The organism is Capnocytophaga sp. oral taxon 323, from assembly GCF_001278825.1.
GTDB lineage: Bacteria > Bacteroidota > Bacteroidia > Flavobacteriales > Flavobacteriaceae > Capnocytophaga > Capnocytophaga ochracea.
Map to the genome: position 1 here is coordinate 1,670,764 of NZ_CP012589.1, position 12,001 is coordinate 1,682,764.

The window sequence follows — 12,001 nt, forward strand, 5'->3', positions numbered from 1 at the left end:
CGAAGGAAGGGCGTTGGTTAGTTGAATTTCAGTTGGTAAAAAGAGGAAGTTTACTTATTGAAAGAAAAGTGTTAAAGAAGAACGAATTTCTTTTTAATTATCTTGAAGGCTACTGTTCGATATAGAGATACAACTGCAATCGGGCGATACGTTGTTTATCAAAACCCTCTATTTGCAAAAGGTCGTCGAAGGATTTGAGCGTACCGAGCTCGGAACGCAAGCCTACTATCTTCTTGCCTTCTCCGTATTTCACATAAGGAATTTTGCTGAGTTCATACATATTGAGAGTATTGATGTCCTTCTTCTCTATCACGGGTGTTGTTTGTACCTCAAAGCAATCGGCTATTCGTTCGTACACTTCCTTTTCGAGTCCGTAGACTTCTGCCACTTGGCTGATATAGGTAAAGCCGTGCAATTTGTTGCGGTATTTCAAGATGCGATTAGAAAAGCCTTCGCCTATACCGTAGATTTTCATCAGTTCTTCGGCAGTTGCGGTGTTGATATCTTGTTTGGGGTAGTGTTTTTGGGGGTATTTTTCATAGACATAAGAAGAAGTTCTGCGGTTTTTCACCCATTCGGGGAACTTAAACGAAGGGGCTATTTTGTGCAGAAGACTGTCAGGCACACCGGTTACTTGTTGGAACTCTTCGGCAGAATTGACATACTTATTCTGTGCGCGAAAAGCTTGCAAGCGGTCGATTTGCTCTGGAGTGAGTCCGAGTTTGAAGCCTTTGTAGTCAGTGATAAAATTGGGATTGAAGGGGTAAATGGTATCTTTTTTAGGCAAGGAAACAAGAGCTCTTAGCGAGTCCATCTCCCGTTGAAGTACAGTAGTTTCAGTAGGGACGAAAGTGCGGTTAAAGCTGAGATTACGAAAGGCAAATTGTAGTGCTATGATGAGCAATAGCAAAAAAAGGACACCTCGGGTTTGTTGGCGGTTCATCGGTTTTAGGAGATAGGGGTTGGAAGATTAGAGTCGTTGTTTGAGAGCTTCGTACAAGAAAACAGCACAAGCTACCGAAACGTTTAGCGAACTAATATCGCCTACCATTGGCAATTTGGCTTTGCTATCTACTACTTTAAGTACTGCTGGCGATACCCCGACGTCTTCCGCCCCCATCACAATAGCGGTAGGTACCGTAAAGTCTTCGGCGTATAGCAATTGACTAGTCTTCTCGGTCGCTGCCACTACCCTAATGCCACTGCCTTGCAGGTAATAGACCGCATCTACGAGGTTTTCGACCTTGCAGATAGGCACGCGAAACACAGCTCCAGCCGAGGTTTTGACAGTATCGGCGGTGATACTCACACTGCCACGCTTAGGAATGATAATGCCCGAGACGCCTGTACACTCTGCCGTGCGGATAATCGCACCAAAGTTGCGCACATCAGAAAGGTGGTCTAACACGAGGAAAAGCGGTGTGGCTCCGCTTTCGGTAACTGAGATTACCAAATCCTCAAAATTGTGATAATCTACGGGGGAGAGGTTCGCCACTACCCCTTGGTGGTTTTTCTTGGTAAGGCGGTTCAGTTTCTCAACGGGCACATACTGCACGGGCACTTGGGCTTCTTGCAGTAGAGGCATTAGCTCTCTAAACAAACTACCTTGTAAGCCTTTTTGCAAAAAGACTTTATCGATGGTTTTGCCTGCTTTAAGGGCTTCTATCAAGGCACGAATGCCGTATATTTGGGATTCTTGTTGCATTTTTCAAGATGAGGCTTGCGCCTCAGAAATTTTACAAATCTTTTTCAAAATCAAACAAAGGGTGATTGAGGGGACAAAGGTAGTGTATAATTAGCAAATGAGCAAATTTGGTAATTAGCAAATTGGTAGCGTACCAAAGTTGATATCACAAAAACGATGGGGAGGTTTATAACCATTTGATTATAAACCTCCCCTTATTCACATACTCAACTGCGCCAGCTCGCTGACTTCCTCAAAGAGGGGGAATTGTAGTGACTAAAAGTGACAACCAAGCTTTTTATGATACCTTATAGAGTGCTACTATGCATTGGCTAATTTACTCATTTTTAAATTTGCTAACTTCTTTGATGTCTTTTCTCTTGGAATAAGCTACGGGCTTCGCATAACCGATGCGCAAGAGGATTTGTGGATAGGCTTTTGCTATGGGTAAATCGGCTTGCAGTTGCGCACGGAGTTCGGGCACTTCACACGGCTGATTGAGGTAAGCATTGGCGATGCCTGCTTCGGTAAGGACGAGCAAAAAGCGTTCTAATAAACGACCTGTATTTATCCAGGTGCGGATATCGTCTTTCTCAGAAGTGATAAGCACTATATCGGAGGAAGATTGTATCTTTTTCAAGTCGGTTTTGTTTTGCTTATCGGCTTTTAATGATGCCTTTACAATGGGCTCGGTTACCCAACGAGGGAGATTAGGAGCGCCGAGCACTGCGTAACTGAGTCCGTCGTGAGTGCTTTCAGAATGCTTTTTGTTGAAGCGTATCCACGAGAGGAGTTCGTTTTTGAAAGCGGGGTCAGCCATTTGCACGGCATTGCCTTGCATTACTGCTTCGGTGAGTGTTGCAAAAAGCGGAGAACCATTGGCGAAAGTGTAGAGCTTTGCTCCCGTATCGTCCATAGCTTTGCTTACTAAACTTTGGAGCAAAGGAGCGTCGATGCGTTTGCCATCGTATACCGAGCGGTTGGTTTGGCGTTTAGGAATGACAGCTACTAAGGAACTGGGGGTTACATCTTCTCGTTTTTGCAAAAGCACGGTGATGATACCTTCGCTGGTGAGTTGTACCTGAGTGTGATAGTGCAATTCGGTGGCTTTTAGGCAGAGGTTTTCCAGAGCACAGCCCAAGCTCATAAACAGTTCGCGGTGTTTGCCGTCTACGGCAGGGAGCGCTTTGGTAAAATCGGGCGTAATAATGATGCGGTTGTTCTCAACAGTGAAGAACCAAGGTTGAGAATTGTGACCTGAAGGGGCTTGTGTAGCCGCAGTGACCAATGTGAGGAGGTCAGGATTTTGACCGTTGGACTTTAAGGCAGTCAACGTCATAAGAAGTGTGATACTAAACATTTTTAAGTTCATTTTTAAGTTGTTTTTGTTTTACAGTGCAAAGTAACGGTGAAAAAGCGATGGAAAAATGAACTTGGGTTAAGAAATGAGTGAATGACAATTAGAAAATAAGAAAATGAGGTGCGAGCCGCACAGGCAAAAACTTTGGCAAAGTGTATACCCCTAAAAGTGACATATCTGAACTATCGGAAGGAAACGGAGTTTTTCAGAAGGAGACTAACAAGGTTTTTGGTGAAAAAAGGGTGTAAGAAGGGTGGCGTTAGCTTATAGAGAGCTTATAGGAAGCTTATACGAATCTTGGACGATTGGTATAGAAAGGTTGTATAAGTAGTTGATAGTGAATAGTTAAAAGTGAGTGGTTAGAGGGTGAAAAGTGAGAAGAAAATCGAAAGAAATCGGTATTTATATATAAAGATTATTCATAAGAAGTAAATGGATTAAAAAAAGCTGCCTCATTTTAAGAAGCAGCTTTTTTGTTGATTGTTCATTATCAATTGTTCATAAAATTAAACCACGCCTTGGTCGAGCATTGCGTGAGCTACTTTCATAAAGCCTGCAATGTTAGCACCTTTCACGTAGTTAATATAACCATCTTCCTGACCATATTTGAGGCAAGCGTTGTGGATAGACTCCATAATTTGGTGTAACTTAGCATCAACTTCTTCAGCTCTCCACGCGAGGTGCGCTGCATTTTGAGTCATTTCAAGACCTGAAGTAGCTACTCCTCCTGCATTCACTGCTTTACCTGGGGCAAAAGGCAATTTAGCATCTTGGAACACTTTGATTGCCTCAGGAGTACAACCCATATTCGATACTTCGGCTACGAGTTTTACACCATTTTTGATAAGCATTTGAGCGTCATTGCCGTCTAATTCGTTTTGGAAAGCACAAGGTAAGGCAATATCACAAGGGATAGTCCACGCTTTTTTACCTGCGGTAAACTTACTTTCTTTAGCAAATTTTTCGGCAAAAGGAGCTACAATGTTGCGGTTAGAAGCGCGGAGTTCGAGCATATAGTCAATCATTTCGTGAGTCATACCATTAGGTACTTCTACACAACCATCGGGGCCTGAAAGTCCGATAACTTTGGCACCCAACTGGGTTGCTTTTTGTGAGGCTCCCCAGGCTACATTACCAAAACCTGATACTACTACGCGTTGTCCTTTGATGTCTTTGCCGAGTTTTTTAAGCATATGGTCTACAAAGTAGAGCGCGCCATAACCTGTAGCTTCAGGACGAATGAGCGAACCTCCCCAGTTGATACCTTTACCGGTGAGTACCCCAGTGTTATACTCGTGGGCTAATTTCTTGTACATACCGTACATATAGCCTATTTCGCGTCCGCCTACACCCACGTCGCCAGCAGGCACGTCGGTATCAGGACCTATGTATTTCCAAAGTTCGAGCATAAAGGCTTGACAGAAACGCATAATTTCGGCATCAGATTTACCGGTAGGGTCGAAATCAGACCCCCCTTTAGCACCCCCCATAGGTAGGGTAGTAAGGGCGTTTTTGAAAGTTTGTTCAAAACCGAGGAATTTAAGCATTGAAGGGTTTACAGCTTTGTGGAAGCGGATACCACCTTTATAAGGGCCTATGGCAGCGTTGAACTGCACGCGGTAACCGAGGTTGCTTTGCACTTCGCCTTTATCGTCTACCCAATCCACGCGGAAGGTGTGAATGCGGTCGGGCTCTACGATGCGTTCTATAATTTTAGCTTTGGCAAATTCGGGGTGCTGGTTGTACACCTCTTGTACTGATTCAAGCACTTCGTGTACAGCTTGTAAGTACTCTTTTTCACCAGGGTGTTTCGCCTCTAAGGAGGTCATTATTTTTTTTACGTCCATAATATATTTAATTAGTTATGAATTATGTGTTAATGAATTATTTAGTTACGCAAATATATTAATGAGCGACAAAAGTAGTTAATATTATTGAAACATACAAAGAAAACGAAAGAAATTTTTATTAAAAAGATTTCTTTTCAAAAGAAAATGAAGTTTTACCTCACATATAAAAAGCCTTTTTGTTGTTCTTCTTTCCCGCACTTGCTGTAACGAACGATATAGAAATAAGTGCCGTGAAGAGCTTTGCTATTCCCTATAAAACCTTTGGCATTAGCATAACCTCTAAAATAATCGCCATTTTTGCCATAATGTTCATTTTCATATACTTTTAAGCCCATTTCATCAAATATGAGAAGATGAATAGAACTATTAGTATCTGCTCCTTCTAGCGATTAGTAGTTAAAGAAAAACTCCCCCTACTCAATAGTAAGAGGAGTTTTAACTATGTCATTTAAATATATAAATTACAAAGCTACGCGTTTGAAAGCTGTAATCTCTACATTTTTAGATTTTACAAAATCGGATACTTTTTTACTTTCATCGTAGATGTACACTTGGTCGAGGAGCGCTTTCTCTTGGTCGAGGGTAGTGTTATCGGAGATGAAGCGTTGTATCTTACCAGGAAGGATTTTATCCCAAATTTGTTCTGGTTTACCTTCAGCTTTCAATTCAGCTTTAGCATCGGCTTCAGCTTTAGCTAATACTTCGGGAGTGAGTTGTGCTTGAGAAACGTATTGAGGTACGTGTTTGAGTGGTTTGCCCAAACGGTGTAACTCTTCGTTTTCTTTTTCGATAATAGCGATGCGTGCTTCGGTTTCTTTAGCGATGTACTCAGGAGAGAAATCTTTGTAAGAAAGGGTTTCAGCACCCATAGCAGCGATTTGCATCGCTAAGTTTTTACCTACTTCGGCAGCATCGGTGATAGCAGCTGATAAGCCTACGATTGCAGCGATTTTGTTACCGTGGTGGATGTAAGAACCTACGAAAGGTGCTTCTACTTTTTCGAAAGCACCGAGTTCTATTTTCTCACCGATCACACCTGTTTGTTCAAGGAGTTTTTCGGCTACGGTAATACCTTTGTAGTTAAGGGCAAGGAGTTCGTCTTTGCTATTTACAGTAAGGGCGAGATCAGCTAAATCTTTAGCGAGGGCTACGAAATCGGCATTTTTGGCTACGAAGTCGGTCTCACAGTTGAGAGAGATGATAGCACCTACCGTGTGGTTAGCGTTTACTTGAGCAATAGCAGCACCTTCTTTAGAATCGCGGTCGGCACGTTTAGCTGCTACTTTTTGACCTTTTTTGCGCAATACTTCGATTGCTTTATCGAAATCGCCTTCGGCTTCGATGAGGGCAGCTTTACAGTCCATCATACCTGCGCCGGTAGCTTGGCGGAGTTTATTTACGTCTGCGGCGGTAATATTTGCCATTTTTATTAATGTTTATCCTCTCCCCAGCCCTCCCCCTAGGGGAGGGAGAAGCTGGTGAAAGTGAGTTAAAAAATAATTTTAGGGCTTTGATAAAGTTAGGGACTTTGTCAAAACTTATTTGATTTATTCGGCTGCTTCAGCTTCTTTGTTAGCGTCAGCAGTTCTGCTAGAAAGACCTTCGTTTACAGCTTCGGTGATGTAAGAAAGCACTTTTTCGATAGCTTTAGAAGCGTCGTCGTTAGCAGGGATCGCAAAATCCACCTCACGAGGGTCGGAGTTTGTATCTACCATTGCAAAAATAGGAATGTTTAATTTTTGCGCTTCTTTTACAGCGATGTGTTCACGGAGTGTATCTACTACAAATAGGGCACCAGGAAGGCGAGACATATCGGCGATAGACCCTAAGTTTTTCTCGAGTTTTTCGCGCAAACGTTCTACGTGTAGTTTTTCACGTTTTGAAAGGGTATCGAAAGTACCGTCTTTTTTCATTTTGTCGATAGACGACATTTTCTTTACAGCCTTACGGATGGTTACGAAGTTAGTAAGCATACCACCAGGCCAGCGCTCGGTGATGTAAGGCATTTTTACTGAAGTTGCTTTTTCAGCAACAACGTCTTTAGCTTGTTTTTTAGTAGCCACGAAAAGCACTTTTTTGCCAGAGGCTACGATTTTTTTGAGGGCTTCAGTAGCCTCTTCGATTTTAGCAGCGGTTTTGTACAAGTTGATTACGTGGATACCGTTGCGTTCCATATAGATGTAGGGAGCCATATTAGGATTCCATTTGCGGGTAAGGTGACCGAAATGTACGCCTGCATCTAATAAATCTTTAATTTCTATGTTATTTGCCATTTCTTTTTAAATAGTTTACGTTCCTACTATTAGCAATAGCTTGGAGAGGTTTTATAAAAAAGGAATAACCGCCTGAGCCATTTGGATGCTAAACTAAGGAGCAAATTGTTTTTTTAGGTAAGAGATAAGAGGTAAGAGATAAGAATAAATATTCATTTTTAACTCTTTTCCTTTAACTATTAAATATTCACTAACACTAACGTTTAGAGAATTGGAATCTCTTACGGGCTTTTTTCTGACCGAATTTTTTACGTTCAACCATACGAGGGTCACGAGTGAGGAGCCCTTCAGGTTTTAATACTGCGCGGTTTTCGGCGTTGAGTTCGCAAAGTGCGCGAGCAATAGCCAAACGAACGGCTTCGGCTTGACCGGTGATACCACCACCATACACGTTTACTTTTACATCGTAAGCATCTTCAGCACCTACAAGGCTGAGGGCTTGTTTTACTTTGTATTGCAATGTAGGGGTAGTGAAATAATTGTTGAGTTCGCGTTTGTTTACGGTGATAGTACCGTTACCTGCTTTAAGGTAGATACGCGCTACGGCGGTTTTTCGTCTACCAATGGTGTGAATTACTTCCATTATTTCAAATCGTTTAAGTTAATGGTAACAGGTTGTTGAGCTTCTTGTTTGTGCTCGGTACCTGCATACACTTTTAAATTACGTAAAACTGCTGCACCCAATCTTGTTTTTGGCAACATACCTTTTACAGCTTTTTCGATGATACGTTCTGGGTGTTTGTCGAGGAGTTGTTTTACTCCTGTGAAGCGTTGTCCTCCTGGGTAACCAGTGTGGCGAAGATAGCTTTTATCTTCCCATTTGTTCCCTGTAAGGTTGATTTTCTCGGCGTTGATAACAATTACGTTATCGCCACAATCAACGTGAGGGGTAAATTCGGGTTTGTACTTACCGCGAAGTAGCTTGGCTACTTTAGAGGCAAGGCGACCCAAAGTCTGTCCATCAGCATCTACCAAGACCCACTTTTTATTTACAGTGGCTTTGTTGGCAGAGATGGTTTTGTAGCTTAATGTGTCCACTCTTTGTGATTTTTATTAAAAATTAAACATTCCTTAATAGTGTCATCAAACGACACTTTTATTTTTAGGGCGCAAAAGTACGACAAATATTTGAAACTGCAAAATTTTTGAGAGGTAAGAGGTAAGAGGTAAGAGGTAAGAGTGTGGGAATTAGCAAATTATGGAATTAATAGGATTTTCTCAGAGTATTTAAAAGCAGGGGCGACTGAAAAGGTTTGTTTTCAAAGAGTTTTTTCAAACTACCCCTACAATGTAACGTAAAAGCGATTCTAATATTGTAATATACAATAAACAATATGTTATTTTTTTTTCTACTCTTGATTCACTTTATTCGTGTAGAACATATTTACTTGTTGAGCTATAATAACTTTTCAATGATTTTGGGGAAATACTCATATTCTAATAAGTGAATTTTTTCGGCTAAGGTATCGGGAGTATCGGTGGGGAGTACGGTTGTTTTGGCTTGGAAGATGATATTACCTTCGTCGTAATGTTCGTTTACATAGTGAATGGTGATGCCACTTTCTTTTTCGGCATTGGCAATGACGGCTTCGTGCACGTGTGAGCCATACATTCCTTTACCGCCGAATTTGGGCAAAAGAGAAGGGTGTATGTTGATGATTTTATGAGGATAAGCCTCAGTGAGATAAGCAGGTACTTTCCACAAGAATCCTGCCAGCACGATAAGGTCGGGGTGCTGGGATTTAAGGACATTGAGGACGATATCCGACTCATAGAACGCTTGTCGGTTAAAGACTAAAGAGGGAATGGCTAAGCGTTTGGCACGCGTGAGTACGCCTGCCTGAGGGTTGTTGCAGAGTATAAGGCTTACCTGCGCAGTGCCTTTTTGGTGGAAATAGGTAGCGATACGTTCGGCATTGGAGCCTGAACCTGAGGCAAAAATGATAATCTTTTTCATAGGGGGTAATTTAAACATCTGCCTAACCCCTCTTCAAAGGGGGGAGGTGGAGCGCAAAAGCGATGGGTTACTGTTGGGTGAGTTGATGAGAAAAATCTTCTATGAGTTGGGTTACGGATTTGTAAATGGTGGCGTAATCGGTGAGTTCTTTCCCTATATAGAGAAAGGCAAGGGCATACTTTTTGGTTTTTACGGGCAATAAGTGTTTTTGGAGTCGGTAGCTTTCGCGCAGGCGTCGTTTTAGCAAATTGCGATGTACTGCGCGCTTGAAAGTGCGTTTGGGCACACTGATAAGCAGTTGGTAAGGAGCTTCTAAACTGCTAACAGGGGCGTACAACAACCTAAGCGGATAGCAGGTAAGTGCCTCGGCTTGGGCAAAGAGTTGCTGAATGGCTTCACGCTTGCAGAGTTTTTCGGTTTTGGGAAAGGTAGGCAAAATAAAACACATTAAATTCGACGGCAAAGGTAAGAAAGAATTAACAAATGGACAAATGAAAAGAGTGGTCTTAGCTTATAGAAAGCTTATAGGAAGCTTACACGAATCTTGGACGATTGGTATAGAAAAGGCGTTAATTTATTGAATATCACGTGTTAAATAAATGTTAACAAGAAAAAGGAATAATCAAGAAAAGAGCTAAGAAACGAAAGGGTGGCAGATAGCTGAAAAATCTTTTTATTGCTATTTGCTATTTAATTTGTACATTTGCACCTTAATTGTTAAACTGAGATATTTAAGCATATGAATTTAACACCAGCAATCAGAAAACAATACACTACTGAACAAAAAACGGCTTTGGAAGCTCAGCGCTTGGCTCAAGAGATTGCTTTTGCGCCTGTGGTGTTCCAAATATCACATCTAATGGTAAAACTCGGCGTGTTCGAGGCTTTGTGCAATGCCCCTGAAGGATTGACAATGCAGGAGGTGGCGACTAAAACACAGCTGAGTGACTATGCTGTGAAAATACTTTTGGAGTCGTCGCTTTCCATAGGTACGGTACTCTTGAAAGAGGGCGACCGCTTTGCGATATCGAAAGCAGGTTGGTTTTTGCTTCGCGACAAGAGCACCCGTGTGAATATGGAATTCATTCAAGAGGTGTGCTACGAAGGGTTATTTCACCTTGAAGAAGCGCTTAAAGAAGGGAAACCTGCGGGACTTAAAGTGTTTGGGTCTTGGCCTACGATTTATGAGGGGCTCTCCCAATTGCCTCCAAAGGCGCAAGAAAAGTGGTTTGCTTTTGACCATTACTATTCTGATTACTCTTTTGAAGATGCTTTAAATATCATTTTTAAACGTCCTGTAAAGACGCTCTTAGACGTGGGAGGTAATACGGGACGCTTTGCGTTAAAGACCGTGAGCTTTAACCCCGATGTGCAGGTAACCATTATGGACTTACCTCAGCAACTGGGTTTGATGAAAAACAATATCGCAGGCAAAGAAGGAGCTGACCGTATTGGAGGCTATCCGGCTAATCTGTTGGACGCCTCTGTGCCTTTCCCGAAAGGTTTTGACGTGATATGGATGAGTCAGTTTTTGGATTGCTTCTCAGAGGAGGAAGTAACGAGTATTCTCAGTAGGGCAGCTGCTGCGATGGACGCTCATACCGAGTTGTATATTCTGGAAGCCTATTGGGACAGACAACAACACGAAACGGGGGCGTATTGCCTTACCCAAATCAGTGTGTATTTTACGGCAATGGCAAACGGCAATAGCAAGATGTACTATTCGGGTGATATGATAAAATGCGTGGAACGCGCTGGTTTAAAGGTTGTGGATATCTATGACAACTTAGGCAGTGGCAATAGCCATACGCTGTTTAAGGTAGTGATTAATGGTTAGTGGTTAATGGTTAATAAGTGTTGTGCGACAGGCAGGTGTGAGACACACGGGTGATTAGATTTGGCAAAGTGTGTAACGCAAAAAAGATTGTAAGTCAGTGTTATATTATATTGAATTGATGTTAAAATAAGATTATGAAGCAAGAGATATCAAGTAGTGCTTTAAACAATGTTTTTCATAAAGCTGTTCAGAAGGCAATTCGTGAAAACAGAGCTTTAGGACTGAGTAACCTCACAGTGAAAGACGGAGAGTTGGTGGAAGAAAAACCCGACGGTACTATAGTACATTTGGGTAGGAAACCTCGTTTTGGAATGGTAAAAGTAAAGAAGAAAAGATTTACTTTGAAATAGATATGAGGCGCTTGAGAGGGTATATACTTATCTTTTGGAGAAAATAGATGTATAGGAATATTATAAAACCGGTATTAGACTTCCTTACAGCACTGATTGCCTTTATTGTGCTAAGCCCTATCTTTGTGGTGGTGACAGTGGGGTTGTGGTTTGCTAATGACGGAAAGCCGTTTTTCTATCAGTTACGACCTGGGAAAGGAGAACGCATTTTTAGGATTATCAAGTTCAAAACAATGAACGACCGTTGTGATGCTAACGGACAGCTTTTGCCTGATGCTGAGCGACTCACTAAGATAGGGGCTTTTGTACGGAAGACTTCGCTGGATGAGATTCCGCAGTTGCTGAATGTGCTGAAAGGGGATATGTCGGTTATAGGTCCGAGACCGTTATTACCTCAGTATTTACCTTTGTATAATGAGACTCAGAAGCGTAGGCACGAGGTAAAACCAGGTATCACTGGTTGGGCGCAAGTGAATGGGCGCAATGCTATCAGCTGGGAAAAGAAATTTGAGTTGGACGTGTGGTACGTAGACCACCAATCATTCGTATTAGACCTTAAAATACTGTTTCTCACGGTGAAGAAAGTGTTTATACGCGAAGGGATATCACAAGAAGGACAAGCTACAATGGAGGAGTTTAGAGGGGGACGTAGCACGACAAGCAGTTTGTAATACAACAAGTATTTTTTAT

The 12,001-nt window shown here is 42.0% G+C and carries 13 protein-coding genes and 1 pseudogene; 3 read left to right on the forward strand and 11 right to left on the reverse strand.

All coding sequences use genetic code 11. The features are described 5' to 3' along the window. Positions 1-109: 109 nt before the first annotated feature. From AM608_RS07205 to AM608_RS07255, 11 genes and pseudogenes are all read right to left on the reverse strand, one after another. On the reverse strand, positions 110-943 hold the full coding sequence (locus tag AM608_RS07205; RefSeq protein ID WP_053581247.1) for a helix-hairpin-helix domain-containing protein: 834 nt from the start codon (positions 941-943) through the stop codon (positions 110-112). A gap of 27 nt (positions 944-970) precedes the next feature. After that, positions 971-1,705, reverse strand: a complete 735-nt coding sequence (gene rlmB / locus AM608_RS07210) for a 23S rRNA (guanosine(2251)-2'-O)-methyltransferase RlmB (RefSeq protein WP_053581248.1) — start codon at positions 1,703-1,705, stop codon at positions 971-973. A 316-nt stretch (positions 1,706-2,021) separates the two neighbouring features. Further along, positions 2,022-3,056, reverse strand: a complete 1,035-nt coding sequence (locus AM608_RS07215; RefSeq protein WP_053581249.1) for a nitroreductase — start codon at positions 3,054-3,056, stop codon at positions 2,022-2,024. Between the two features lie 494 nt (positions 3,057-3,550). Then, on the reverse strand, positions 3,551-4,891 hold the full coding sequence (gene gdhA / locus AM608_RS07220) for an NADP-specific glutamate dehydrogenase (RefSeq protein WP_053581250.1): 1,341 nt from the start codon (positions 4,889-4,891) through the stop codon (positions 3,551-3,553). A 155-nt stretch (positions 4,892-5,046) separates the two neighbouring features. Continuing rightward, a pseudogene (locus AM608_RS07225) lies at positions 5,047-5,283 on the reverse strand (gliding motility-associated C-terminal domain-containing protein); the annotation flags it as partial. 72 nt (positions 5,284-5,355) lie between these two features. Beyond that, on the reverse strand, positions 5,356-6,318 hold the full coding sequence (gene tsf / locus AM608_RS07230) for a translation elongation factor Ts (protein ID WP_053581252.1): 963 nt from the start codon (positions 6,316-6,318) through the stop codon (positions 5,356-5,358). A gap of 123 nt (positions 6,319-6,441) precedes the next feature. Then, positions 6,442-7,167: a 30S ribosomal protein S2 gene (gene rpsB / locus AM608_RS07235; protein WP_009413949.1), complete on the reverse strand. Its 726-nt coding sequence runs from the start codon at positions 7,165-7,167 to the stop codon at positions 6,442-6,444. 196 nt (positions 7,168-7,363) lie between these two features. Continuing rightward, positions 7,364-7,750 (reverse strand): 30S ribosomal protein S9, encoded by a 387-nt coding sequence (gene rpsI / locus AM608_RS07240; protein ID WP_002681865.1) that lies wholly within the window; start codon positions 7,748-7,750, stop codon positions 7,364-7,366. Continuing rightward, positions 7,750-8,205: a 50S ribosomal protein L13 gene (rplM, locus tag AM608_RS07245; RefSeq protein ID WP_002674296.1), complete on the reverse strand. Its 456-nt coding sequence runs from the start codon at positions 8,203-8,205 to the stop codon at positions 7,750-7,752. The genes rpsI and rplM overlap by 1 nt, the downstream gene beginning before the upstream one ends. Before the next feature lie 358 nt (positions 8,206-8,563). Further along, positions 8,564-9,124: a phosphoribosylglycinamide formyltransferase gene (gene purN / locus AM608_RS07250; RefSeq protein ID WP_053581850.1), complete on the reverse strand. Its 561-nt coding sequence runs from the start codon at positions 9,122-9,124 to the stop codon at positions 8,564-8,566. A gap of 67 nt (positions 9,125-9,191) precedes the next feature. Next, a complete protein-coding gene (locus AM608_RS07255) occupies positions 9,192-9,572 on the reverse strand; it encodes a ribonuclease P protein component (protein WP_053581253.1) in 381 nt (126 codons plus the stop codon). Between the two features lie 291 nt (positions 9,573-9,863). Here AM608_RS07255 and AM608_RS07260 point away from each other — a divergent pair, with 291 nt between their 5' ends. The 3 genes from AM608_RS07260 to AM608_RS07270 all read left to right on the forward strand — a co-directional run bounded on the left by AM608_RS07260 (position 9,864) and on the right by AM608_RS07270 (position 11,982). Continuing rightward, positions 9,864-10,961: a class I SAM-dependent methyltransferase gene (locus AM608_RS07260; RefSeq protein WP_053581254.1), complete on the forward strand. Its 1,098-nt coding sequence runs from the start codon at positions 9,864-9,866 to the stop codon at positions 10,959-10,961. 134 nt (positions 10,962-11,095) lie between these two features. Continuing rightward, positions 11,096-11,311 (forward strand): hypothetical protein, encoded by a 216-nt coding sequence (locus AM608_RS07265; protein ID WP_053581255.1) that lies wholly within the window; start codon positions 11,096-11,098, stop codon positions 11,309-11,311. 47 nt (positions 11,312-11,358) lie between these two features. Next, positions 11,359-11,982, forward strand: coding sequence for a sugar transferase (locus AM608_RS07270; protein ID WP_053581256.1), 624 nt, complete (start codon positions 11,359-11,361; stop codon positions 11,980-11,982). Positions 11,983-12,001: the final 19 nt, after the last annotated feature.